22 protein-coding genes are annotated in these 25,390 nt (G+C 64.7%); 6 read left to right on the top strand and 16 right to left on the bottom strand.

Annotation, left to right across the window (positions count from 1 at the left end; translation table 11 throughout):
• Window positions 1-126 precede the first annotated feature (126 nt).
• Window positions 127-876: a superoxide dismutase family protein gene (locus BLT73_RS04000; RefSeq protein WP_176804894.1), complete on the top strand. Its 750-nt coding sequence runs from the start codon at window positions 127-129 to the stop codon at window positions 874-876.
• A 70-nt stretch (window positions 877-946) separates the two neighbouring features.
• Window positions 947-3,133 (top strand): excinuclease ABC subunit UvrB, encoded by a 2,187-nt coding sequence (gene uvrB, locus BLT73_RS03995; RefSeq protein ID WP_090521138.1) that lies wholly within the window; start codon window positions 947-949, stop codon window positions 3,131-3,133.
• 13 nt (window positions 3,134-3,146) lie between these two features.
• Here uvrB and BLT73_RS03990 read toward each other — a convergent pair whose 3' ends face one another.
• On the bottom strand, window positions 3,147-3,410 hold the full coding sequence (locus BLT73_RS03990; RefSeq protein ID WP_090521137.1) for an I78 family peptidase inhibitor: 264 nt from the start codon (window positions 3,408-3,410) through the stop codon (window positions 3,147-3,149).
• Between the two features lie 123 nt (window positions 3,411-3,533).
• On the opposite strand from BLT73_RS03990, the gene BLT73_RS03985 reads away from it, so the two are divergent.
• The gene (locus BLT73_RS03985) at window positions 3,534-3,851 is read left to right on the top strand and encodes a hypothetical protein (protein WP_090521135.1); all 318 of its coding nucleotides are present in this window, start codon (window positions 3,534-3,536) and stop codon (window positions 3,849-3,851) included.
• Window positions 3,852-3,903: 52 nt separating this feature from the next.
• On the opposite strand, the gene BLT73_RS03980 is transcribed toward BLT73_RS03985, so the two are convergent.
• From BLT73_RS03980 to BLT73_RS03970, 3 genes are all read right to left on the bottom strand, one after another.
• Window positions 3,904-4,209, bottom strand: coding sequence for a hypothetical protein (locus BLT73_RS03980; RefSeq protein WP_090521134.1), 306 nt, complete (start codon window positions 4,207-4,209; stop codon window positions 3,904-3,906).
• Between the two features lie 131 nt (window positions 4,210-4,340).
• Window positions 4,341-4,976 carry a ParA family partition ATPase gene (gene parA, locus BLT73_RS03975; RefSeq protein ID WP_090521132.1) on the bottom strand — a complete coding sequence of 212 codons (636 nt, stop codon included), beginning with the start codon at window positions 4,974-4,976 and terminating at the stop codon, window positions 4,341-4,343.
• Between the two features lie 73 nt (window positions 4,977-5,049).
• Window positions 5,050-5,373 carry an antibiotic biosynthesis monooxygenase family protein gene (locus tag BLT73_RS03970; RefSeq protein WP_090521130.1) on the bottom strand — a complete coding sequence of 108 codons (324 nt, stop codon included), beginning with the start codon at window positions 5,371-5,373 and terminating at the stop codon, window positions 5,050-5,052.
• A gap of 116 nt (window positions 5,374-5,489) precedes the next feature.
• Between BLT73_RS03970 and BLT73_RS03965 the strand changes: the two genes are divergently transcribed.
• Complete coding sequence (locus BLT73_RS03965) at window positions 5,490-6,539, top strand: dipeptidase (protein WP_090521128.1); 1,050 nt, start codon at window positions 5,490-5,492, stop codon at window positions 6,537-6,539.
• On the opposite strand, the gene BLT73_RS03960 is transcribed toward BLT73_RS03965, so the two are convergent.
• The 3 genes from BLT73_RS03960 to BLT73_RS03950 all read right to left on the bottom strand — a co-directional run bounded on the left by BLT73_RS03960 (window position 6,517) and on the right by BLT73_RS03950 (window position 8,777).
• Window positions 6,517-7,185: a thiamine diphosphokinase gene (locus BLT73_RS03960; RefSeq protein WP_176804893.1), complete on the bottom strand. Its 669-nt coding sequence runs from the start codon at window positions 7,183-7,185 to the stop codon at window positions 6,517-6,519. The genes BLT73_RS03965 and BLT73_RS03960 overlap by 23 nt on opposite strands.
• On the bottom strand, window positions 7,182-7,397 hold the full coding sequence (locus BLT73_RS03955; protein WP_090521126.1) for a DUF2842 domain-containing protein: 216 nt from the start codon (window positions 7,395-7,397) through the stop codon (window positions 7,182-7,184). The genes BLT73_RS03960 and BLT73_RS03955 overlap by 4 nt, the downstream gene beginning before the upstream one ends.
• Before the next feature lie 87 nt (window positions 7,398-7,484).
• Window positions 7,485-8,777, bottom strand: coding sequence for an adenylosuccinate synthase (locus BLT73_RS03950; RefSeq protein ID WP_090521124.1), 1,293 nt, complete (start codon window positions 8,775-8,777; stop codon window positions 7,485-7,487).
• Between the two features lie 232 nt (window positions 8,778-9,009).
• Here BLT73_RS03950 and BLT73_RS03945 point away from each other — a divergent pair, with 232 nt between their 5' ends.
• The gene (locus tag BLT73_RS03945) at window positions 9,010-9,228 is read left to right on the top strand and encodes a hypothetical protein (RefSeq protein ID WP_090521123.1); all 219 of its coding nucleotides are present in this window, start codon (window positions 9,010-9,012) and stop codon (window positions 9,226-9,228) included.
• Between the two features lie 74 nt (window positions 9,229-9,302).
• On the opposite strand, the gene BLT73_RS03940 is transcribed toward BLT73_RS03945, so the two are convergent.
• From BLT73_RS03940 to BLT73_RS03905, 8 genes are all read right to left on the bottom strand, one after another.
• Entirely contained in the window at window positions 9,303-11,468 is a 2,166-nt protein-coding gene (locus BLT73_RS03940; protein WP_090521122.1) for a calcium-binding protein, read from the bottom strand.
• A gap of 227 nt (window positions 11,469-11,695) precedes the next feature.
• On the bottom strand, window positions 11,696-13,162 hold the full coding sequence (locus BLT73_RS03935) for a calcium-binding protein (RefSeq protein WP_143025619.1): 1,467 nt from the start codon (window positions 13,160-13,162) through the stop codon (window positions 11,696-11,698).
• Between the two features lie 134 nt (window positions 13,163-13,296).
• On the bottom strand, window positions 13,297-14,826 hold the full coding sequence (locus BLT73_RS03930; protein ID WP_176804891.1) for a calcium-binding protein: 1,530 nt from the start codon (window positions 14,824-14,826) through the stop codon (window positions 13,297-13,299).
• Between the two features lie 654 nt (window positions 14,827-15,480).
• On the bottom strand, window positions 15,481-18,132 hold the full coding sequence (alaS, locus tag BLT73_RS03925; protein WP_090521117.1) for an alanine--tRNA ligase: 2,652 nt from the start codon (window positions 18,130-18,132) through the stop codon (window positions 15,481-15,483).
• 209 nt (window positions 18,133-18,341) lie between these two features.
• Window positions 18,342-18,776, bottom strand: a complete 435-nt coding sequence (locus BLT73_RS03920; RefSeq protein ID WP_245727054.1) for a DUF4174 domain-containing protein — start codon at window positions 18,774-18,776, stop codon at window positions 18,342-18,344.
• A 69-nt stretch (window positions 18,777-18,845) separates the two neighbouring features.
• A complete protein-coding gene (gene glyS / locus BLT73_RS03915) occupies window positions 18,846-20,936 on the bottom strand; it encodes a glycine--tRNA ligase subunit beta (protein ID WP_090521116.1) in 2,091 nt (696 codons plus the stop codon).
• Window positions 20,936-21,412, bottom strand: coding sequence for a DUF6446 family protein (locus tag BLT73_RS03910; protein ID WP_245727052.1), 477 nt, complete (start codon window positions 21,410-21,412; stop codon window positions 20,936-20,938). The genes glyS and BLT73_RS03910 overlap by 1 nt, the downstream gene beginning before the upstream one ends.
• On the bottom strand, window positions 21,409-22,341 hold the full coding sequence (locus tag BLT73_RS03905) for a glycine--tRNA ligase subunit alpha (protein ID WP_090521114.1): 933 nt from the start codon (window positions 22,339-22,341) through the stop codon (window positions 21,409-21,411). Before BLT73_RS03905 ends, BLT73_RS03910 begins: the two co-directional genes overlap by 4 nt.
• Window positions 22,342-22,437: 96 nt before the next feature.
• Between BLT73_RS03905 and BLT73_RS03900 the strand changes: the two genes are divergently transcribed.
• Window positions 22,438-23,883 carry a peptidoglycan-binding protein gene (locus tag BLT73_RS03900; RefSeq protein ID WP_090521113.1) on the top strand — a complete coding sequence of 482 codons (1,446 nt, stop codon included), beginning with the start codon at window positions 22,438-22,440 and terminating at the stop codon, window positions 23,881-23,883.
• A gap of 28 nt (window positions 23,884-23,911) precedes the next feature.
• Here BLT73_RS03900 and BLT73_RS03895 read toward each other — a convergent pair whose 3' ends face one another.
• Complete coding sequence (locus BLT73_RS03895) at window positions 23,912-25,363, bottom strand: TrkH family potassium uptake protein (RefSeq protein ID WP_090521111.1); 1,452 nt, start codon at window positions 25,361-25,363, stop codon at window positions 23,912-23,914.
• Window positions 25,364-25,390: the final 27 nt, after the last annotated feature.

The following is a 25,390-nucleotide window of genomic DNA, read 5'->3' as shown; positions in this document are numbered from 1 at the left end:
GCAAGAGCCTGGGAGGAACTGCCGAGGAACGAAGACCGCCGCGGCACGTTGGTCGGGTGCGGCGCGCTTGCCGAGATCCTGCCGCAATCGCGCCTGACGATATTTCGAGCAGGAGGAGGAATTCAGATGCGCATTACCACCGGAATCTGCGGCCTGCTGGCCGCCGCGATGCTGAGCGGCGGGGCCGCCCTCGCCCAGACCGAGGACGCCGAGGCGGCGGCATCCGATATGCCCGAAGCGGAGTCCGTCACCACCGACAGTGACGGTGCGGCGGGACAGGATGCGACCGGCAGCATGAGCGGCACCGACACCGACGCCGACCCTGGGACGATGAGCGGCTCCGACACGGGCGCCGACTCCGGGGCGATGAGCGGCTCCGACACCGCCGAGACCGAACCCGGCGGCGCAGCGGCCGGGATGGGGACCGACGCCGCCCCGGCCCACTCCGCCACCATCTCCGATGCCGAAGGCGCCCAGATCGGCGCGGTCGAGCTGTCCTTCTCTGCCTCGGGTCTCGCCGTGGTGGACATCTCATTCACCGGGGTTCCGGCCGGTGAACATGCCGTGCATTTCCACCAGACCGGCATGTGCGAGGCGCCGTTCGATTCCGCGGGCGACCATCTTGCGGGCGACATGGATCACGGCGTGATGGCTCAGAACGGGCCGCATCCGGGCGACATGCCGAACATCACCGTGCCAGACAGCGGCGAGATCAGCCTGACCTATTTCGTGCCGGGTCTGACCGAAGATCTGGTGGCCGACGATGACGGCACCGCCTTCGTGATCCACGAAGCCTCGGACGATTACCGCTCGCAACCCAGCGGGGATGCCGGCGGGCGGCTCGGCTGCGCGGTCGTCACCGAAGCCGCGGGCTGAGGCTTGAACTTTCGCGGCGAGACCCGATCTGGTATGCGAACACCACCGGAACTCTCGCCGCGGGGATCTCATGGGTCATAACAACACCAACGCGCCGGTCGCCCGCTTCCCGGAGGTCACCCGACCGAAGCTGGAAGGCGGCCGGCGTTTCGTCATGCAGACCGAATTCCAGCCGGCGGGCGATCAGCCGACGGCGATTGCGGAGCTGTCGCAGGGCGTGCGGGACGGCGACCACGATCAGGTTCTGCTGGGGGCGACCGGCACCGGCAAGACCTACACCATGGCCAAGGTGATCGAGGAGACACAGCGCCCGGCGATCATCCTTGCCCCGAACAAGACGCTGGCCGCGCAATTATACGGCGAATTCAAGGGGTTCTTCCCCGATAATGCCGTTGAATATTTCGTATCCTACTACGATTACTACCAGCCAGAGGCCTATGTGCCGCGCTCGGACACCTATATCGAGAAGGAATCCCAGATCAACGAGGCCATCGACCGGATGCGCCATTCCGCGACGCGGGCTCTTCTGGAACGCGACGATGTGATCATCGTGGCCTCGGTGTCATGTATCTACGGCATCGGCTCGGTCGAGACCTATTCGGCGATGACGCAGGATATGGTTGTTGGCCAGATGTACGATCAGCGCGAATTCATCGGCCAGCTCGTCGCGCAGCAATATCGCCGCCTCGACGCCGCCTTTCAGCGCGGCGGGTTCCGGGTGCGCGGCGATGTGGTCGAGGTCTGGCCGGCCCACCTGGAGGACCGGGCCTGGCGGTTCGATTTCTTCGGGCCGGAGCTTGAAAAGATCACCGAATTCGACCCGCTGACCGGCGCGAAAAGCGACGAGTTCAAGCAGATCCGCATCTATGCGAACAGCCACTATGTCACGCCCCGCCCGACCATGCAGCAGGCCATCAAGGGCATCAAACAGGAGCTGAAGACCCGGCTGGAGCAGCTCAATGATGAGGGCAAGCTGCTAGAGGCGCAGCGGCTGGAGCAGCGGACGAATTTCGATCTGGAGATGCTGGAGGCCACCGGCGTCTGCAACGGGATCGAAAACTATTCCCGCTATCTGACCGGCCGCGCGCCGGGTGAGCCGCCGCCCACGCTGTTCGAGTTTATCCCGGATAATGCAATCGTTTTCGCGGATGAATCCCATGTCAGCGTGCCGCAGATCGGGGGCATGTATCGCGGCGACTACCGGCGGAAGTTCACTCTTGCCGAGCACGGGTTCCGCCTGCCCTCCTGCATGGACAACCGGCCCTTGAAATTCGAGGAGTGGGACGCGATGCGCACCCAGTCCGTGTTCGTGTCCGCCACGCCCAAGGAATGGGAGCTGGATCAGACCGGCGGGGTGTTCGTCGAACAGGTGATCCGTCCCACCGGGCTGCTCGATCCGCAGGTCGAGATCCGCCCGGTCGAGATGCAGGTCGATGATCTGCTGGACGAGGTGCGCAAGGTCACCGCCGCCGGGATGCGCACGCTGGTGACCACCCTGACCAAGCGGATGGCGGAGGATCTGACCGAATATCTGCACGAACAGGGCATCAAGGTCCGTTATATGCACTCCGATATCGACACGATCGAGCGAATAGAGATCCTGCGCGACCTGCGGCTCGGCGCGTTTGACGTGCTTGTGGGCATCAACTTGTTGCGCGAAGGTCTTGATATTCCTGAATGTGGTCTTGTCGCGATCCTCGATGCGGACAAGGAGGGCTTCCTGCGCTCCGAGACCTCTCTGATCCAGACCATCGGCCGCGCGGCGCGGAACGCGGATGGGCGGGTCATCATGTATACCGACAACATGACCGGCAGCATGGAACGCGCCATTGCCGAGACCGACCGCCGCCGCGCCAAGCAGATCGCCTATAACGAGGAACACGGCATCACGCCCCAGACCGTGCGCAAGAATGTCGAGGATGTGCTGGCCGGGCTGTGGCAGGGCGACACGGATCAGTCCCGCGTCACCACCAAGATCGACAAGCCGATGGTAGGATCCAACCTTGCCGCCCATCTGGATGCGCTGCGCGCGCAGATGCGCAAGGCCGCCGAGAACCTGGAATTCGAGGAGGCCGCGCGGCTGCGCGACGAGGTCAAGCGGCTGGAGGCGGTGGATCTGGCCGTGTCCGACGACCCGCTGGCCCGGCAATCGGTCATCGAGGAGGCGGCGGAGGCCGCGGTGGGCAGATCGGGGCGTTCGACCGCCGGACGTGCCGGGCAGCGTGGCGGCAACAAGCGCTCGAAGCGGCGGCGGTGATCCGCCCCTGCCGTCAGCCGCAGCTCACCCGCTCGATAAATCCCTTGTCATCGACATACACGTTCAGCCGCGCCGGGCTGTAATCCTGCGTGACCATGGCGCCGGGCTGGATGACCCGATGCGGCAGGCCGGGCGGGAAGGTAAATTCGCCCACATTCCGCCCCGGCAGCATGTCGTATTCGGGTCCGCAGCGATCGGGCAGGCCGCTGCCGGGCGCGGGTGGCGCACAAGCCGACAGCATGGCGGCGACGGGCAGGATCAGGGCAAGCTTGCGCATGATGGATCATCCTTTCATTGACAGCAGACAGCAGCATCCGCATCCGGTCAACGCCGATGCCGCGAATATGATGCCACCGTGATTGGCAGAGCGCGTTGAGACCCGAACGCAAGGAGAGGCACCATGACATACCCGACACTTCTGACCTTGGCCCTCGCCGCCGCAGCCCTCCCGGTCGCGGCGCATGCATCATCCCCCGACGCATGGGAGGAATTCCGTACGCAGACGCAGGAACGCTGCCTGTCGGCCCTGGATGCGCCTCTGCGGGAGGAGGCCGAGATCGAGGTGAACCCGTTCGGCTCCGAAAGCTACGGCGTTGCGCTCCTGACAGTGCCGTTGCCGGACGAGGGCAGCGAGCGGATCGTCTGCATCCATGACAAACAGGACGGCTCTGTCGAACTGACCGCGCCCTTCGATCCGCCGGTGGCAGGCCAAAGATAACCGATCAAGGCCAAACTCAGGGCATCGTCCTTGCAGCCCGCCCGGTCCACCCCTATCCGCAGGTGACGTCCAGCAACCTGCCCGTCCGGTCAAATCTGAAATTCAGACGAGACGGGTTCAGGTCGGTCGTTTGCACGTTGACCGAGCCATCCGGGTTATCGGCAGGCCGGAACCCATATTGCTGATACAGCGTCCCGGCCGGCAAGGTGATCTGCGGAGATTGCTGGCCGACATATTGCTGATACGCCGCAGCGCCACACGGATCGCTCGCATCGGCCGCCGGCTCCGGTTCCGTGGCGGTGACATCCTCTCCCGGAGTGACGGTGCAGGCGACCACCAGTAGCGGCGCGAATGCCATTCCGCCCCTCATAAGCAAACTCATAAGCGTCTTCCCCCTCTAACTCGGCGACGACAGCCCCGCCATGTATGGCGGTGCAGGCCGAACTATAACCGGAAGCAATCTCGTGACCGGAAAGTTCCCCGCGCCGATCAGCCAAGCTGCGCCAGCACCTCTTCGGTAAGGCGGTCGAGTTCGTCGCGGGCGGGACGTGCATCGCTGCGTTCACCGACCGAAAGCCCCTGCCCCAGCGTCTCGGCATAGGCCACGCGGTTGCCGATCTGGACCTCCGCCACCTCCGCTCCCAGCTCAGCGGCGTTCTGCGCCACCTCCGCCCCGAGCCTTGTGTTGGGCCGCGCCCGGTTCAGCACCACCATGACCGGCGCCTTTTCGCGCCGCGCCAGGTCCAGCACCCCTTCGGTCGCCCACAGATCCACCTGGCTCGACGCGACCGGCACCACCACCAGATCCGCGACCCTCAAGGCCGGGCGCAGGTCGCTGTCGATCTTGGGCGGGGTGTCTATGATGACCACGTCGAAACGCCTTTTCAGCTTGTCGCTTTCGTAAGACGCCCCCCAGGCCGAGGAGGTCGAGAATTCCAGCCCGTCATCCTCGCCCATCCGCCCCATCCGCTCCATGAACCAGCGGCCGAGACTGCCTTGCGGATCGGTATCGACAAGCGCCACGCTGAGCCCGCGCCCCCGCATCGCGACGGCCAGATTGGCCGCCAGCGTGGTCTTGCCGGAGCCGCCTTTCTGCTGCGCGACGGTGATGATGCGTCCGGCCATGCCTGCCCCCTTGCTGGTTTCGGGCGATCCTAGCGGTGCGTTGCCGGGTTTGCGAGGCGATTTTGCGCCTGAATCATGCCTCGAACACCGACTGCACCTCATACATCACCGGCTCGAAACTGCGGCAAAGCTGGTTGATGACGCGGTTACGCTCGCGCATCTCCTCGGTGCGCAGCATGGCCTGGTAATCGCCGCGCGTGTGCCATTGCGAATAGGTGGCGATGCGGGTCTGGGCGTCGTTCAGATGCACCGCCCCGCCGACGAATCCGGGCTGTTTGGAGATCACCTGCTCCCAGGCATCGGTCAGCCGGTCCAGCAGGTCATGGGCGGTCCCCGGCGTGACCTCGAAGGTGGTGATGACGGTCTGGCCGTCGAAATCATGGCGAATCTGGGGCATGTGCCTCTCCCTCGATATGGCTGGGGTCAGCCTGCCACGGAAAATGCGGGCGGCAAAGCGGGTTGCGGGCAGCAGCGCGATATCGCAGCATCGCGGCGAAACGCGACGGAGCGCCCATGATCCCGGTTTTCGACGGCCATAACGACTTTCTGCAACGTCTGCTGGCGGATCGGCCCGATCCGCTGGCAATCTGGCGCGACGGCGATGGCAGCGGGCATATCGATCTGCCCCGGCTGCGGCGGGGCGGGGTGTTCGGCGGGTTCTTCGCGCTGTGGGCGCCCTCGCCGCCCGATCCCTCCGGCACGGATTGGCATGCGCGGCAGGAAACCCCGCCCTACGCGGTGCCGCTGGATCAGCCCATTGATCCCGATGCCGCCACCGCCCATATGCTGCGCCTCGCCGCCCGCCTGGTGGCGATGGAGCGGGATGGCGCGCTGTCGATCTGCTGCAGCGTGGACGAGATCATCGCCGCCAAGCAGGCCGGCCGCATCGCCGCGATCCTGCATATGGAAGGGGCCGAGGGGGTGGCCGATCCCGACATGTTGCATCTGTGGCACCGGATCGGGCTGCGCTCGCTCGGGCCGGTCTGGTCGCGGATCAACGCCTATGGGCATGGCGTGCCCTTCGCCTTCCCGGCCGATCCCGATCGTGGGCCGGGCCTGACCGATGCCGGCAAGCGGCTGATCGAGGAATGCGACCGGCTGCGCATCCTGGTCGATCTGGCGCATCTGAATGCCAGGGGGGTGGAGGACGTGGCCCGGATCAGCGGCGCGCCGCTCGTCTCCACCCATTCCGGCGCTCATGCCGTCAGCGCCTCGACCCGCAATCTGACCGATGCGCAGTTGCGGCTGATCGCCGACAGCCGCGGCGTGGTGGGGCTGAACTTCGCGGCGGGTTTCGTGCGCCCGGATGGCTGCCGGTTGCGCTTTGACGGCTTCGATCCTTACCTGAGACATCTGGACCATATGATTGAAATACTGGGCGAAAATGGCGTCGCGCTCGGCTCGGATTTCGATGGTGCGCTGATGCCGAATGACCTGCAAGACGCGGCCGCCCTGCCGAATTTGCTGGAGGCGATGCGCGCGCATGGCTATGGCGCGGAGCTGATTGAGAAGATCGCCTGGCGAAACTGGATCGACGTGCTCAGGCGGACATGGGAGCGGTGATCGCCGTCAGCGCCTGATCCAGGCAATCCTGCGGCAGCATCACGATGAGCGGCCCCCGGCTGGTCAGGCGCACCGGCCCCGTCGCCTCGTTCGAGGTGCCGACGCGCCCGTCCGGCGCAAATGCGATGCCATCCACCGGCCAGCGAAGCCCGGTGCTTTCCGCGCGGGCCGGACCCATCGGAAACAGCGAGACCCGCGTGCCGGCGGCAAGCGGGAGTTCCAGCAGCGGCGGAGCCAGAAAGGCGACATCCTCGCCCGCCAGCATGATGCAGGGCGGTGCCCTGTGCCGCACCATCACGTTCAGCGCCGCCAGCGTGTGATCCAGCCGCCGCCCGGCAAACCCCACCGCCAGCACGAAACCCGCCTCGATCCGGCTCAGCGCCTTGCCGAAATCGGTGCTGTCCTGCTCGGCCACATGGATCAGCCGGTCGGCGCCGAGCGCCGCGCGCGCCGCGTCCGAGATGGAATCGAAATCCCCGATCGCCTTTTGCGGCATGTGCCCGAAGGACAGCGCCAGATCGGCACCGCCATCCGCGGCCACCAGCAACGGCGCGCGCCGCAGCGCCTGTTCCAGATCGGCGCGCGCCACCGCGCCGCCGCCGATCAGCGTCACCCCGCCCGGCGTCCGGGCCAGCGTCGCGCTCACTCCTCGCCCTTGCCGATGCCGGTGAAAACGCGTCTGAAGGGCAGGATCCAGATGATGCCCAGCACCACGATCAGCAGGAACTCCGCCCAGATCGGCAGCCGCCCGAAGCGGTCATTCACCCAGGCGAGCGCCACCCAGGCCACGACGATATAGCCCGGCAGACCCAGAAGCAGGATCAGCAGAGACAGGCGTTTGCGGGTCTTGAGATCCATTGGGGTATCCTTTCGCCGGACAGCATAGCGCCTGGCGGGGAAATGTCACCGGCCCGACCGGTGCCCCGCCTGTGGCGCGCGCGGGTCTCAATCCGCGAAGGGATCGGTGACCAGGATGGTATCGTCGCGCTCGGGGCTGGTGGACAGAAGCGCCACCGGGCACTGGATCAGCTCCTCGACCCGGCGGACATATTTGATCGCCGCCGCCGGCAGATCGGCCCAGCTTCGCGCGCCCTCGGTGGATTCCTGCCAGCCCTCCAGCTCCTCGTAGATGGGCGTGACCTTGGCCTGAAGCGCCGCGGCCGTCGGCAGGTAGTCATAGCTCACACCGTCGATCTCGTAGCCCACGCAGATCTTCAGCGTCTCGAACCCGTCCAGCACGTCCAGCTTGGTCAGCGCGATGCCGTTCACACCGGATATCGCGCAGGTCTGGCGCACCAGCACCGCGTCGAACCAGCCGCAGCGCCGCTTGCGCCCGGTGACGGTGCCGAATTCATGGCCCCGCTCGCCCAGCCTCTGGCCATCCGCATCGTTGAGCTCGGTCGGGAACGGACCTTCACCGACGCGGGTGGTGTAGGCCTTGACGATGCCGAGGACGAAATCGATGGCGCTCGGTCCCAGCCCGGTGCCCGACGCCGCCATCCCCGACATGGTGGTGGAGGAGGTGACGTAAGGATAAGTGCCGAAATCAATATCCAGCAGGCTGCCCTGCGCGCCCTCGAACAGGATCCGCTTGCCGCCCTTTCGGGCCTCGTTCAGCACCTTCCAGACCGGGGCGGCGAATCCCAGCAGCTTCGGCGCCACCTCCATCAGCCTGGCCTTGAGCGCCGCGCGGTCGATCGGATCGGCCCCGAGGCCCTGGCGCAGCGCATCGTGATGCGCCAGCAGCCGGTCCAGACGCGCATCCAGCGTTTGCTCGTCGCCCAGATCCGCCAGCCGGATGGCGCGGCGGCCCACCTTGTCCTCATAGGCCGGGCCGATCCCGCGCCCGGTGGTGCCGATCTTGGCCGCCCCCGCCGCCTCCTCGCGCAGCCGGTCCAGATCCTGGTGCAGCGGCAGGATCAGCGGCGTGTTTTCCGCGATGATCAGGTTGTCGGTGGAGATCTGCACGCCCTGCGCGGCCAGCTTGTCGATCTCTGCAAACAGCGACCACGGGTCCAGCACCACGCCATTGCCGATCACCGCCAGCTTGCCCTGGCGCACGATGCCCGAGGGCAGCAGCGACAGCTTGTAAACCTGGTCCCCGATGACCAGCGTATGGCCGGCATTATGCCCGCCCTGGAAACGCGCGATGATCTCTGCCCGCTCCGACAGCCAGTCGACGATCTTGCCCTTGCCTTCGTCGCCCCATTGCGCGCCGACAACCACCACATTGGCCATGCTTTTCCCTTCCGCGGTCGTGAATGCCCGGCCCGTATAATCCTCTGCGCATCAGGGGGAAAGGCCAATCCATTGCAGCCCCGGCAGGCCGGGCCGCAACCCGGCGGGACCGCGGCATCCCCCGGGTTGCAACCCAGCCATGCAGCATCGGCAGTGGTGCTGCGCTGCAGCATCCCCTAGCTTCATCCACAGGGAGGAAAACCGTTCGACATAGATTATGCAGAGGTTTTCCATGACCGACCAGACCAGCAACGTCACCATCACCTTCTCCGACCGGCTCGGCGCCCTGCTCAGCCGCATTGGCCGCAGCTTCGAGCGCCTGGCCGAGGCCCAGTCCCGCAGCAAGGAAGTCGAGGCGCTCTACGCCAAATCGGACGCGGAGCTCGCCCGGCTGGGAATCCGCCGCGACCAGATCCCGCAATACGTGTTCCGCGACCGCGCCTGGATGTAATCCGGCCATACCCGGCATGACAACGGGCGCCGCGCGGCGCCCGTTTTCCGTTTCAGCAGCCCGTCGCGGCCGCGTCAGACGAACAGGAAATCATCCGCGTCGAGCTGCCCCGAGGCTGTGCCGTTCAGCACCACCGTCGTGCCGCCGAAGGCCACCACCGCCTTGCCGCCCTGCTGGCTGATGCCAAGTTCGGAGAAATTCCCGCCATCGATGGTGCGGAACTCGATCAGATCGGCGCCGATCTTGAAATCCTGGATCACGTCGCGCCCGTCATTCTGGAAGAAGACGAATGTGTCGCGCCCGGCCCCGCCATTCAGCAGATCATTGCCCTTGCCGCCGACGATCCGGTCGAACCCGCCCTGCCCGCTGATCGCATCCGCACCCTCATGGCCCCGGATCAGGTTGGCCGCATGATTCCCGCTCATCACGTTGGCCTTGGCGTTGCCGGTGCCGCTGACCGCGTTCGGACCCACCAGATGCAGGTTTTCCAGCGCCGCCGAGAGCTGGAAATCCACCGAGGAGAGCACCGTGTCGATGCCGGTCTGCGGCCCCTCGATCACGCGGTCGCCGAGATTGTCCACGACATAGCGGTCATTGCCCTTGCCGCCGAACATCTTGTCGGCCCCCCAGCCGCCATCGAGCGTGTCGTCCCCGCCCCAGCCGATCAGCGTGTCGTTGCCGGGCAGGCCGCGCAGCAGGTTCACGCCCTCCGTGCCCTCGATCTTGTTGGCCTGGTAGTTCCCGGCGCCATTGACCGGGCCGGGGCTGCGCAGGATCAGATTCTCCACATGCCCGCCGAGCTGGTAATTGGTCGAGGCGACCACCGTGTCGATCCCCGCGCCCGGCGCCTCGATCACCTTGTCGCCGGCATGGTCCACCAGGTAGCGGTCATTGCCCTTGCCGCCGAACATCTTGTCGACCCCGGCGCCGCCCTCCAGCCGGTCATCGCCGCCCCAGCCCTTCAGCGTGTCATCCCCGGCCTTGCCCTTGAGGATATTGCCGCGATCATTGCCGGCGATCACGTTGTCCAATCCGTTGCCCGCCCCGGTCACGGCGGTCCGACCGGTCAGTGACAGGTTCTCGAGATTGTCATACATCCAGAAATTCACCGAGGAATAGACCGTATCCTCGCCTCCGTCGGCTCCCTCAACAACGCGAACGCCCCTGGCCGAGATATTATAGAGGTCATCGCCATCGCCGCCTTCCAGCCATTCGCCTGCCGTCGTACCGGTCAGCGTGTTCGGATGGGCGTCGCCGATACTGTCGTCGCGATACGTGTCTTCCTGATGCCCGTCATCGCCGTCAGTCGGTTCCGCCGGCGTCTCAGTGCGCTGATCGGGATCACGCATATCGGACGGAACCTCCACCGGCTCGGAGCCGGGGAAATCCGAGTTCCCGATATCCACCGAGGAAAGGTAGATCTGATCGACACCCGAATCGGCAAGGATCTTGACCGCCAGCACATCGCTCAGCTTGACGGTCTTTTCGGGCACAAGTTTCGCGGTGATGGTAATATCGCCATTATTTGAACTGCTTGTCGAAGAGAATGACCCCGCGAGCAGCGGCCAGATCGAGTCCAGCGAAATATCGGCCCCGTTGAAGGTCATGCTGATTTCCACTGGCACGCCCGCCGGCAGGATACGCTCACCCGCCGATAATGTGGCGATATAATCGCCGTCCTTGATCGTCTTCTTGACCGACCAGGGCGTCACGTCATTGGTTTTTTTCAGCTTGAGCGTGTAGGGTGTCGGATATTCGTCGTCCGCTGTTCGGCTTAACTCAATCACAGGAAACTGTCTGACTTGCAGGACATACCGGCCACTGCGCGGCGCGGTAAACTCTTCCGTCAGCATCGGCGTGCCGGGGACGGGGAGGAAGTCGTCGTAGGAATAATTGCCGCCAAGGCCATTCATAATTATCGCGAAAAAACTCAAAGGCGCGGGATTACTTTCCTGCAGCCAGAATCCCCTGATAACGTTTTGCAGCTCAATATTGTCGGTCTTGTACTCGATCTGATAGGTGTCACCCGCATCCAGATCCAGGACGAAGGTATCATAATCGAAGCTCTTCAGCCCCTTAAAAGTGGTGTCGTGGACATATCCGGTGGTCAGCTCACCCTCGGTCAGCCGACCGAGCGGCCGCGTGCTGCCGGGCGCAGTCAGCTTCACCGCTTCCTCGCCGTCAGGCGGGACCGGATGGCCGTAGAGATCTTCGTCCGGAGTTTCCTTGATAATGCGCATACCGCCCTCCACAACTTTTGGGAGAGGCTTACCTCAGACCGGAAAAAATTTGAATTATATAATAAGACAGGTAGTTACCCGCCTTATGAAGATCGCGGCCGCGTGCCTCTAGCCGGACAACCGACATCCGGCATGTGTCAGCCGCTCAACCGGTGAGATTAAGGCTCATCCGCGACGCGGCGCGGTGTTGCCCTGCGAAAAAACAGGCCGCCGATACAAGCTGGATTTCAGAAGAACAGAAAATCGCCCGCGTCCAGATCGTCGGCATTCACAGCATTCAGCACCACCGTACTGCCGGCGAAGGCCAGCACCGCCTTATTGCCCTGCTGGCTGATCGTCAGATCGTCGAAACGGCCGCCGCCGGTCCTGAACTCGATCAGATCGGCCCCGATGGTGAAATCCTGGATCACGTCGCGCCCGTCATTCTGGAAGAACACGAATGTGTCGCGCCCGGCCCCGCCATTGAGCAGATCATTGCCCTTGCCGCCGACGATCCGGTCGAACCCGCCCTGCCCGCTGATCGAGTCGGCCCCGTCATGGCCTTTCAGGATATTCGCGGCGTGATTGCCGCTCATCATATTGCCCGCGGCATTGCCCGAGCCGCTGATCGGCTTCGGCCCGACCAGATGCAGGTTTTCCACTGACGCCGAGAGCCGAAAACTCACCGAGGATAGCACCGTGTCGGTGCCAGTCCCCGGCGCCTCGATCACCCGGTCGCCGATGTCATCCACCATATAGCGGTCATCGCCCTGTCCACCGAACATCTTGTCGGCACCCCAGCCGCCATCGAGCGTGTCATCCCCGTCCCAGCCTTTCAGTGTGTCGTCGCCGGGAAGCCCACGCAGGATATTGGCTTCTTCAGTGCCCGAAATATCGTTATCCTGATGATTTCCGGTGCCGTCGATCTTCCCAAAACCGCGCAGGATCAGATTTTCGACATGGCCGCCAAGCTGATAATCGGCCCATGAGATGACGGTGTCAGTGCCTGAAGCTGCCGCCTCGATCACCTTGTCCCCGGCATGACCGACGATATACAGGTCATCGCCCTTGCCGCCGAACATCTTGTCCGGGCCCGGCCCGCCATCCAGACGGTCATCGCCGCCCCAGCCTTTCAGCGTGTCTTTGCCGTGCTTGCCCAGCAGAACATTGTCGTTCAGGTTTCCGGTGATGACATTATTCAGATTATTTCCGATGCCTGTCACGGCTTCAGGACCGGCCAGAGTCAGGTTCTCGATCTCGTAGTAACCCGACATCTCATAGTCCACTTCGGCAATGACAGTATCGATGCCCTCACCAACCCATTCCACCGCGCTCATAAATCTTTCCGGGCCGGTGATGATGTAGAGATCATCGCCCTTTCCACCATGCAGCGGGGTGGCGCCGTCCCCGATCAGAGTATTCGGACCGTCGTCACCGGCAATAATGTGATCCGGCACAACGGGCGGTGGCATGACGGCTTCAGGATTGATATGGGCCACCAGGATCGGCCTGATGTCGGCGATATCTGCCTGACGCTGATCTGAAGGCGCAGCCTTATACGGCGGTAGCGGAAAGGGCATTTCCGACACGCGGATGCCGGGGTTCACCATGCCCTGCATCGCGGGTTCGGCCGCTGGCCCGGCCATCACGATAATAGAGGTCGCGTCAGGGCCCCTGGAAAAGGACCGCGTCACGGACGGCTTGTTCACGGTCATGGTGCTCTCCTTTGGGGCGACGCGACTTTATCATGTCATAACAAAGAATTACGCGATTATATACGGTTAATCGTCGCGATGCTTAAAGCTCGGCCTCGCAGTGAACGGGGAGGATATTTTGTCCCGCGCCGCCACTAGACGAAGATAAAATCATCGGCTGACATTTCGTAGCCCTTGCTGGCCACCTCGTCGGCGTAGCTCATCCTGATGCTCAGATTCCAAGCTGCCGATTCGATCTCGACCATCCGACCTACTGTGTCGATGTCCGCGAAGCTCCGCGCGCCGCTGGTGATGACGATCTTGTCCACCCCGGGTTCGAAATCCCAGATGTCGTTCCCGCGGCCGTCATTCCCGGCAAAGACGAACCGGTCGGCCCCGGCACCGCCCTCAAGATGATCTGCACCATGGCCGCCGATCAGCACGTCGCGCCCGTCCCCGCCATGGATCTCATCATTGCCCGCGCCGCCGCGCAGCGTGTCGTGACCCCGATGGCCCCACAGCTCGTCATTTCCGCCCAGCCCCGAGAGCAGGTTGCTGACGTCATTGCCGGTGATCTGGTTCGCCTTGGCATTCCCGGTGCCGTTGATCTCGCGCAGACCTTCCAGACCCAGATGTTCGAGCGACTGCGCGAGCGTGTAGCTCACCTGGGAATAGACCGTGTCTTCGCCGGTATGTGGTGCCTCGATCACCTTGTCGCCGACATTATCCACGAAGTAGGTGTCGTCGCCCTTTCCGCCGAACATCTTGTCCGCACCCCAGCCGCCATGCAACCGGTCGTCCCCACCCCAGCCGATCAGCGTGTCATCGCCCGGCGCACCGCGCAGTTCGTTATCGCCAGACGTGCCCTCGATCCGGTTGTCCTGAGAATTTCCGTCCCCGTCGATGCCCCAGTCAGCCCGCAGGATCAGGTTCTCGACATGGCCGCCAAGCTGGTGATAGGTCGTGGCGACCACCGTGTCGATGCCGGCGCCCGGTGCCTCGATCACCTTGTCGTCCAGGTCATCGACGAGATAGCGGTCATTGCCTTTGCCGCCAAACATCTTGTCGGCGCCTCTGCCGCCCTCCAGCCGGTCATCGCCGCCCCAGCCTTTCAGCGTGTCATTGCCGTCCTTGCCCTTGAGGATATTGCCGATCTGGTTGCCCGCGATGACATTGTGCATGTCGTTGCCCGCGCCCGTCACTGCCTTGCTGCCGGTCAGGCTAAGATCGTCAAGATACGACCCCATCCAGAAGTCGACCGAGGAAAACACACTGTCCGTGCCTTCGCGAGGCCCTTCGACCACACGTACGCCCCTGGCAGAGACGATATAGGTATCATCGCCCTCGCCGCCTTCCAGAACTTCGCCCTTCACATTTCCCACAAGCCGGTCCGGGCCGGACATATCGGGCAGCGCTTCGCGGGTCTTGACCAATGTGACGCCATATTCATGTGTGCCGGAGACGGTCTGGTATTCCCCCTGAGAATCCTCGACGGAAATTGCAATATAGGACCCGAGCTTGAAATAGTAATCGCCGGCATTTTCGGCAGTGAATTCCAGCGTCCTTCCGAAATCGCCGTTGAACCGGTCCCGCGACGCGCTGTCGCCATGCATGATGCGCTGACCGGCGGTCGACCGGTTCGGGTCGTCATACCATACATCCACGCGGACCGGACCGACTGTCACCAAGCTGTCGATTTCGGGGGCAATATACCCGGGAAGTTCGATATCAAGTCTGTAGCTGGCGCCTTTTTCCAAGCTGGCGAGATAATAGTCATAATCCCAGTAAAACTGTGGTTGGGCATGCAAATATGAGGTCGTCGGGATATTTTCGGCTAGTTTACTGACCCGCGTATTGGGATCCGCCTTCATATTGGAGATAGTGCTCTCGTAAATCGTTCCGATCGCGGCATCGGTGTCGCGTGTTTCGGTCTCTTTAATGATCTGCATCTAAACTTCTCCGGCAGTTTCCTGAAACTCTCAGGATTTTTGACGGTTGGTCAAGCTGCAAATAAGGTCAGGTTAATTCGGAGATCGAAGCAATTGCGCCTCACGAATAAAGGGATTTCCGGTAGAATTCGATACCAGTATTCAGTGTGTCAATTTTATGTCAGCGGTCAGGAAAATTATAATTCAGCGACAACGGTCTGCCAGCTTCAGCATTCGGGTCTGGACCGGCTTACGCGCCAGATGATCGTTGCCAAGTGCGATCTGTCGGACCGCCAAGATGCGCAGGCCCCGCCACCCTCGCGACAGAGCCCGCTCTCGCTGGCCGCGAAACGAGTCCGGCTTGGAGCGACCCCTTAATCTGCCGCCTCGACCGGGCGCAGCACTTTAAACTCACCCCGCCGCGATCACGCCTTCCACCGCCGCAATCGCCGCATCTGCCGCTTCCAGCGACGGCGCCCCGCCCTGCGCCCGGTCGGGGCGGCCGCCGCCGCCCTTGCCGCCAAGCGCCTCGGTCGCGGCCTGTACCAGCGATACAGCCGACACACGCGCGGTCAGATCGGCGGTCACACCCGCCGCCACCGCCGCCTTGCCCCCCGCTTCAGCCATCAGCAGCACCGCGCCCGAGCCGAGCTTCTGCTTCATCTCCTCGATCAGCGGGGCCAGTTCCTTGCCGGAGACGCCCTCGACCTTGCGGCCGATGAACTTGACGCCCGCGATCTCTTTCGCGTCATCCGCGCCACCGCCCATGGCCATCTGGCGTTTCAGCGTCGCCAATTCGCGTTCCAGCGCCCGGCGCTCATCCCACAGCGCTTTGACCTTGTTGACTACGTCGCCCGATTGCGCCTTCAGCAGCCCGGCAATCTCGCCAAGCTGCGTATCCGATCCGCGCAACTGCTCAAGTGCTGCCTGCCCGGTCAGCGCCTCGATCCGCCGCACCCCGGCCGAAGAGGCGCTGTCGCCCAGCAGAACGAACATGCCGATATCGCCGGTGCGCGCGACATGGGTGCCGCCGCACAGTTCCAGCGAATAGGTCTGCCGATCCGTGCCCTTGCCGGACTCGGCCGCCTTGCCCATCGACACGACGCGCACCTCATCGCCGTATTTCTCGCCGAACAGCGCCTGCGCGCCGATCCCGCGCGCATCGTCCGGGGTCATGATCCGCGTCTCGACGGGGGAGTTCTGGCGGATGAAATCGTTCACCTCCGCCTCGATCCTGCCGATCTCCTCCGGCGTGACCGCGTGATTATGGCTGAAGTCGAAGCGCAGCCGGTCCGGCGCGTTCAGCGAGCCGCGCTGCGCGACATGATCGCCCAGATGGCGGCGCAGCGCCTCGTGCAGCAGATGGGTGGCCGAGTGGTTGGCGCGGATCGCCCCGCGCCGCGCGTGATCCACCTCCAGCTTCGCGGCCTGTCCGCGGCTGATCTGGCCCATCGTGACCTCGCCGATATGGATGAACACGCCACCGGATTTCTTGCTGTCGGAGATCCGCACCATGCCGCTTTCGGTCTGGATCGTGCCGGTATCGCCAACCTGACCGCCCGCTTCGGCGTAGAACGGCGACTGGTTCACCACGATCTGAACGGAATCGCCCTGTGTCGCGGTCTCGACCTCCGCGCCGTCCTGGACGAGCGACAGCACCTGCGCCTCGGCCTCCTCGCTGTCATAGCCCAGAAATTCCGTGGCGCCATGTGTCTCGCCCAGTGCGAACCAGATCGCGGCATCCTTGGTCTCGCCGCTGCCGGCCCAGGCCGCGCGGGCCTGCGCCTTCTGCTCGGCCATCGCCGCGTCAAAGCCCGCAATATCGACCGCCCGCCCCTGCTCGCGCAGCGCATCCTGCGTCAGATCCAGCGGGAAACCATACGTGTCATAGAGCTTGAACGCCGCCTCGCCCGGCAGATCCTTGCCCTCGGGCAGTTTCGCGACCTCATCGTCCAGCAGACGCAGCCCCCGCTCCAGCGTCTTGCGGAAGCGCGTCTCTTCGGAACGCAGCGAATCCTCGATCATCGGCTGCGCGCGGCTGAGTTCGGGATAGGCCGCCCCCATCTGGCGGACCAGCGACGGCACCAGCTTGTGCATCACCGGTTCCTGCACACCAAGCATATGCGCGTGCCGCATCGCCCGGCGCATGATCCGCCGCAACACATAGCCGCGTCCTTCATTCGACGGCATCACCCCGTCGGCCAGCAGGAAGCTGGTCGAACGAAGGTGATCCGCGATCACCCGGTGATGCACCTTGCCCGGCCCGTCCGGGTCCGAGCTGGTCGCATGGGCCGAGGCCTCGATCAGCGCCCGCATCAGGTCGGTGTCGTAATTGTCGTGCTTGCCCTGCAACAGCGCGCCGATCCGTTCCAGCCCCATGCCGGTATCAATCGACTGCATGTCGAGTTCGCGCATCGAGCCGTCCTCGAACTGCTCATTCTGCATGAAGACGAGGTTCCAGATCTCGATGAAGCGGTCGCCGTCTTCTTCCGGGCTGCCCGGAGGCCCGCCCCAGATCTGGTCGCCATGATCGAAGAAAATCTCGGTGCACGGACCACACGGCCCGGTCGGTCCCATCTGCCAGAAATTATCGCTGGTCGGGATGCGGATGATCCTGTCGTCGGAAAGCCCCGCCACCTTCTTCCAGATTTCTGCCGCCTCGTCATCGGTGTGATAGACCGTGACCAGCAGCTTGTCCTTCGGGATGCCGAAATCCTTGGTCAGAAGCTCCCACGCAAACGGGATCGCCTCGGATTTGAAGTAATCGCCGAAGCTGAAATTGCCCAGCATCTCGAAGAACGTGTGATGCCGCGCGGTATAGCCGACATTGTCCAGATCGTTATGCTTGCCGCCCGCCCGCACGCATTTCTGCGAGGATGTCGCGCGCACATAGTCGCGCTTCTCGACCCCGGTGAACAGGTTCTTGAACTGCACCATGCCGGAATTGGCGAACATCAGCGTCGGATCGTTGCGCGGCACAAGCGGCGAGGACGGCACGACCTCATGGCCATTGCGCGCGAAGTAATCGAGAAAGGTCGAGCGGATATCGTTCAGGCTTGGCATGGCGTTCCCTAAGGCTGGTCGCCCCGATGTAATTGCGCGCGCGGGCCATGTCCACATGCGCGCGCAAGGCGGATCGCGCCATCGCGCCGGGGGATCGCGAAAAGGAAACGCGCCCGACCTTGGGGCGGGACGGGCGCGTCGCTGCCGCTGCCGCGGCAGCAGGTCCGGGGGCGGACGGGAATACCGCGCCCGGCCTTGAGAAAGACAGATCAGCCGTCGTCGCGCATCTCGCGCCGCCGCATGGGCATGGCGTCGATGATCTCGGCCAGGCGGGACATCCCGACCGGCTCTGCGGCAGAGAACTTCACTCCGCCATCCTTGCCGATCAGATAGACGGCAAAACCCTGCGGCGACAGTTTGCGGCGCAGCGTGCCGTCCGCTTGCGGGTCGGTATCGGTGACGATCACCATGTCGCGCTCGGCAATCTCCGCCGCCGCCTCCGCGAAAACCTCCATCTGCCGCGTGAAGTCCGCGTCATCGGCCGAAGGCGCCATGACCACAACCGGCCGCGCCTCCCACCGGAACGCATCCAGATCGACGGTGTCCGCCGCCAGCGGCGCGGCCTTGTTCTGCCGCCATTCCTCGACACTGGCTGCCATCGCGCCCCCGGTCAAAAGCGCCACGCATGTGGCGAATGCTGTCATCCGTTTCATGGTCAGGAAACGGGTGGCCGCCACCGAAAGTTGCAGCGCGGGGCGCGAAACCCGCCCCGCTCAACCCTCGATCCGGGTGAAATCCGCGATCTCGCGCCCCGCCGCGCGGATGCGCGACAGAAGGTTGAGGCGATTGCGCCGGACGATCTGGTTTTCGGTGTTGACCTGAACCGCGTCGAGAAACGCGTCAATGGGCGCGCGCAGCCCGGCAATGGCGGACATGGCGGCGGGGAAATCTTCCTTCGCCACGGCCGCGCGGATCGCCGGTTCCGCCGCGTCGAGCGCGGCGAACAGCGCACGTTCCGCCCCGGTCTCGGCGAATTTCGGATCGGCCCCGAAGCTGTATTCGACACCGTCCTTCTCCTCGGCCTGCGCGAGAATATTCGACGCCCGCTTGAGGCCTTGCGTCAGGTTTTGCCCGTCCTCCGTGCTGAGCATCTCGTTCAGCGCCGTGGCCCGGTTCACCACCAGCACAAGATCGTCATTGCCGGGCTGCGCGAGCACCGCGTCGATGATGTCATGGCGGATGCCCTGGTCGCGGAGATGGACTTTCAGGCGGTCGTGGAAGAAGGCAAGAAGGTCGGCATGTGCGGACTTATACCCGGAAGTTTTGAGTAGCGTGGTCAGCATCAACCCAGCCGGAGTCATGATTTCCAGCAGATTTCCACGGATGCCATTCCCCAGCACCAACCGAACAACTCCCAACGCCGCCCGGCGCAGCGCAAACGGATCCTTCGACCCCGTCGGCTTCTCGTCAATCGCCCAGAACCCGGTCAGCGTGTCGATCTTGTCGGCAAGCGCCACGGCCACGGAGACCGGCGCGTCCGGCACCGCATCGCCAGGCCCCAGAGGAGAGTAATGGTCCCGCGCCGCGTCGGCCACCGCCTCAGCCTCACCCGCCGCGAGCGCATAATACCGCCCCATCGTCCCCTGCAACTCAGGGAACTCGCCCACCATCTCGCTGCGCAGATCCAGCTTGGCCAGCTCCGCCGCTCGCGCGGCCTGATCCGGCTCGGCCCCGACCAGAGGCGCGATCTCGCGCGCGAGCGCCGCGATCCGGGCCACGCGATCCGCCTGCGATCCCAATTTATTATGGAATGTAACCGATTTCAGCCCCTCGGCCCAATCCGCCATACCGGCCTTGGCGACCCTCAGATCGTTCTCCCAGAAGAACACCGCATCCGACAGCCTCGCCGCCAGCACACGCTGGTTGCCCGCAAGGATGGTCGCGCCGTCATCCGGGGTTTCGATATTGGCGACGGTCACGAAGCCCTCGATTCGGCCGGTCTTGGGATTGCGGGCGGAAAAGAACTTCTGATGCTCCTTCATCGAGGTCTGCAACACCTCGGGCGGCAGGTCGAGAAACCGCGCCTCGATCTCGCCCATCAGCGGCACCGGCCATTCGACCAGCCCGGCCACCTCGGCCAGCAGGCCCGGATCCTCGACGATCTCCCAGCCGCGGGCAAAGGCGAGATTGGCGGCCTCTTGCGCAATCGCCCCCTCGCGTTCGGCGCTGTCGAGCATAACCTTCGCGCGCCGCAGCTTCGCCGCGTAATCATCAAAATCCACGACGGAAAATTCATCCGGCGCCATGAAACGATGGCCGCGCGTAGTGTCACCCGCAGCGATCCCGTCCACCTCCAGCGGCACGACCTCGGCCCCCGCTTCATCCGACAGAATGCACAGGATCAAATGCAGCGGGCGCACCCATCGCAGGCTGCCATCCCCCCACCGCATCGACTTGGGCCAGGGGAAATTGCGGATCGCAGCCGCCAGCACCTCGCCCACAATTTCCGCAGCCGGACGGCCGGGGCGGTCGATCACGGCGAAATAGACCTGCCCCTTCTTGTCGTCGCGCAGCTCCAGCTGATCCTTCGTCAGCCCGGTGGAGCGCAAGAACCCCTCAAGCGCCTTGTCCGGCGCATCCGCGCGCGGACCCTTGCGTTCTTCGCGCACGGGTTTGGACGCCGCATCCAGGCCCTCGACCGACAGCGCCAGCCGCCGCGGGGTCGAGAACGCGCCCGCGCTGCGATAGGTCAGCCCGGCCTCGACCAGCCCGTCGGTCACCAGCTTCTTCAGATCCGCCCGCGCCCGCGCCTGCATCCGCGCCGGGATCTCCTCGGAAAACAGTTCAATCAGCAGATCGGGCATTATTCGAGCGTCCTTGATTCTTCGGCGGTCTCATTCGCCTGATGCCAGATATAGGCGCGCCCGTCCGGGTAGACGGCGATGACGCGGTCGAAACCGGGCGAGATGTCGCGTTCCATCAGATAGGACGCGGCGCGGCCGTCCTCCACGTCATGGGTCAGAGCGGCATTGTCGAAACAGTCGAACCAGCCCGGCGGATTGAGCGGTGTCGGCGCGGCATAGGGTTCGGCCCCGGCGAATGCGCCCGGATCGACCGTCAGGCAGGCGCGAAACCGCAGGGGCGAGCTGTCCGAGGTGATGCCCTGAAAATCGCCAACCGCCAGCGGCACCGCACCGTCTGCGGTCTGCACAGACAGCTCCGGCGGCGTATCGATGCGGTCGTAATAGGCATAGTTCTGGGTATACCACACCCCGATGCCGGCCCCGATGCCGCACAGCACCAGCGTCCCGGCCATCAGCTTGCCCGCGGTGATGGTCACGCCGCCACCTGCGCCAGCCCGGTCTGCATGAACAGATCGGCGCATTTCCTGGTCAGCGCGCGGACCCGGCGGATATAATCGGCACGTTCGGTGACCGAGATCACGCCGCGCGCATCCAGAAGGTTGAAGACATGGCTGGCCTTGATGGCCTGATCATAGGCCGGATGGGCCATCAGGATGCGGCGTCCGGCGCTGTCTTCCTCGGCGGCGGTGACGATGCGCTCGCATTCCGCCTCGGCATCGCGGAAATGCTGGAACAGCGTCCCGGTATCGGCCTGCTCGAAATTCCAGCGGGAATATTCCTCCTCGGTCTGGCGGAATATGTCGCCATAAAGCAGCGGGATCGGGCTGTCGGGGTCGTTGAACGGCATCTCCATCACATGCTCGGCGCCCAGCACATACATCGCCAGACGTTCCAGCCCGTAGGTCAGCTCGCCCGAGACCGGCGCGCAGTCATAGCCCGCCACCTGCTGGAAATAGGTGAACTGGCTGACCTCCATCCCGTCGCACCAGACCTCCCAGCCGAGGCCCCAGGCGCCCAGCGTCGGGCTTTCCCAGTCATCTTCCACGAAGCGGACATCATGGACCAGCGGGTCGAGGCCGATGGCGCGCAGGCTGTCCAGATACAGCTCCTGCAAATTCGGCGGGCTGGGTTTGATGATGACCTGATACTGATAGTAATGCTGCAATCGGTTCGGGTTCTCGCCATAGCGCCCGTCGGTCGGCCGCCGCGAGGGCTGGACATAGGCCGCCGCCCAGGGTTTCGGCCCCAGCGAGCGCAGCGTCGTGGCCGGGTGGAACGTGCCCGCGCCGACTTCCATGTCATAGGGTTGCAGGATCGCGCAGCCCGATTTCGCCCAATGGTTTTGCAGGCGCAGGATCACATCCTGGAAACATCGCGGCGCGGCGTCGCTGCGGGGGCTGGTCATCGGGGCATCCTTTTTCGTATGTCTGCCAGAACTCGCGCGTGTTCTAGGCGCGGCGTGGCACAGGGTCAACGGACCAGCACAGGGCAGGATGACAGCATGGCGGGCAAAATCATGAAACCACTGGCCGTATTGGCGCTGAGCGTGGCGTTTCCGGGGCTGGCCGCGGCGGAGGACGTGTTCATCCGCGTCGAGGCCAAGCGCGGCGCGGCGGCCGCCGAGGCCGCCGGAGCTGTCTGGCAGTCGCGGGTCGAAGATCTGCCGGTGGTGACATTCCCGATCAGCGCAAGCTGGACCGCCATCGGCCTTGGCCCCCTGCCCCGCGAGACGGCAGAGGCGCGCATGGCGGCGCTGAAGGCGGCAGGGGCGATCCCGGCCGACAGCCTGCTGACCCCGGCCGAGGGGATCGCCGCCGCGACGCTGTCTGGCGGGGCCGCGCCCGGCGTGGAAGAGGTCGCGCCGGATGCGGGACGCGCGGCCGATGGCGCCTCGACCGCGGGGGTGGTGCCGGCCCCGGCGCCGATCACGCCTGCCGCGCCCTCGCCCGACCGCTATCTGCGCATCGAGGCCTTCGCGGCGCGCGATCAGGCCGATGCCGCGCTTGACCGCTGGCGCGAGACCCTGCCCGAGGCCGGGATGTGGACCATGCCGAATGGCTGGTTCGCCATCGCGCTCGGCCCGTTTTCCGAGGACGGCGCACAGCAATGGCTGGAGGCGCTGAAGACCGGCGGCGCAATCCCCGAAGACAGCCTGATCGAGACGGCGGCCGACATGGGAACGGAGACGGTGCCGGGAACGGACACCGACTGGGCGCTTGCCCCTGCCGATCCGCCCGCCATGCCTCCGATGAACGAGGCGCAGGCGGTGCTGAAATGGGCCGGGTTCTACGACGGCGAAATCGACGGCCAGTCCGGTCCCAAGACTCGCGCGGCCATCGCCGCCGCGCTTGCCGCGCAGCGCGCGACGCCGGATGCCGCAACCGCCCTTGCCAATCTGGCCGATCGCCGCGCCGAATGGCGCGCGGAGCTGGGGCTGGAGACCCTGCTCGACACCCATACCGGGCTGTCGCTGACCGCGCCGATGCAGCGCCTTGCGCATGACCGCAACGAACGCGCTTTGTCCATCTACGGGCCGCGCGACGAATCCGGCGCGGCGCTGATCCTGTTTTCGCAGCCGGGCGGTCAGCAGGAGATGGAGGATCTGGCCGGGCTCGTCACCGCGCTTGGCTGGGTGCCGTCGCCCACGCGCGAGATCGGCAATGGCCGGGCCGTGCTGTCGGGGCGCAACGACACCCATATCGGTCGCGCGGAATCGCGGGTCAGCGACGGGATCGTGGAAGGCTGGGTGCTGATCTGGCCGGTCGAGGACGAAGCCAATGCCCCCCGCATGGCGCGCGAAATCGCACAGAGCTTTACCCGCGCGCAGCCCCCTGCCAGCCCGGAGGCGGCGGATGCTGCGGGCGCAGCCGGATCGCTCAATCCGGCAGCAGACATGCCGGATGGAGAGGACGCGACCGGCTCGGGGACGAACGGCAACGCACCTTGATGCGCCGCTGACCGCGCCCCGGCGCCGCCTATCCCCGCCAGAAGCGCGGCAGCAGCAGCACCAGCACGCTGATGAGTTCCAGCCGGCCCAGATACATGCCGAAGCTCATCAGCCATTTCGCGGCATCGGGAAAACGCTGGATGCTGCCATTCGAGGTGATCTCCGGCCCCCAGACCGGGCCGACATTGGCAATCGCCGTCCAGGCGGCGGTCAGCGCGGTCTTGGGATGCAGCCCGGTCAGCGCCAGCCCGACGATCAGCAGCCCGAAGCTGAGCACGAACATGGTGAAGAAGGTCATCACCGAATCGACCACGTCCTTTTCCAGCCGCTTGCCCGCCAGCCGCAGCGGATAGAGCCGGTGCGGCGACTGCATCCGCCGGATCTGGGCGCGGATGGCCTGGAACAGCACCTGGTAGCGGAAGATCTTGACCGAACAGCCGGTCGATCCGGTGCAGCCGCCGATCAGCGCGGCGCAGAACAGCACGGCAAAGGGCAGATGCCCCCATTGCAACACATTGGTCGAAGCAAAGCCGGTGCCGGAGAAGACGGTGATGACGTTGAACACCGTCTCGCGCAGAATATCCCAGGGGTTCGAGACATCATGCATATAGGCCAGGCGGTAGATGATGATGACGCCGATCGCATAGGCCAGCCAGCGGATATAGGTGCGCACCTGCGAATCGCGCCAGATCGGCGCCAGATCCCCGCGGATCGCCTGCAACATGCGCACGAAGGGCAGCGAGGCCAGGATCATGAACAGCGTCGCGACCCACTCCGCCGGGCCGATGAACGCCCCGAAGCTGGCATCGTAATTCGAGAACCCGCCGGTCGAACAGGTGGTCAGCGCGTGCAGCACCGCGTCATAGGCGCTCATCCCGGTCACGACATAGAGAAGCGCGCAGATCACGGTGATGCCAAGATAGATCCAGGTCATCTCGGCCGCGATCTGTCCGGCGCGGGGCAAGACCTTGCCGAGCGTGTCGAAGCCTTCGGAGCGGAAGAACTGCATGCCCCCGACCTTCATCACCGGCAGGAACACCATCGCCACCACGACGATCCCCAGCCCGCCCGACCATTGCAGGATCGCGCGCCACATATTCGTGCCCGGCGGCAGGTCGTCCAGCTTCGGGATCACCGTGGTCCCGGTGGTGGTCAGCCCCGACATGGATTCGAAGAACGCATCGGTGAAATTCAGCCCCGGCGCGCCCAGCATCAGCGGCACCGCCCCGATCAGCGGCAGCACCAGCCACAGCCCCGAGGTCAGCAGAAAGCTCTGCTCAATGGTCAGATTGCCGCGGGAAGAAGCGGTGGCCGCCACCACCAGCCAGCTCAGCACCACCACCAGCACCGATGACTGCGCCATGCGGATCCAGTTCGGATCGCCCGCATTATAGTCGATCACCGCCGGAAACAGCATCATCGCCCCGAGCGCGACGCTGATCCGGCCGATGGTGTGGGCGACGGGGCGGATATCGATCATGGCTTGTGATTGCCGCGCCGGGGCCGG

The organism is Paracoccus isoporae (assembly GCF_900101865.1).
Classification (GTDB): domain Bacteria; phylum Pseudomonadota; class Alphaproteobacteria; order Rhodobacterales; family Rhodobacteraceae; genus Paracoccus; species Paracoccus isoporae.
This window is presented reverse-complemented; position numbering and strand designations above follow the sequence as displayed.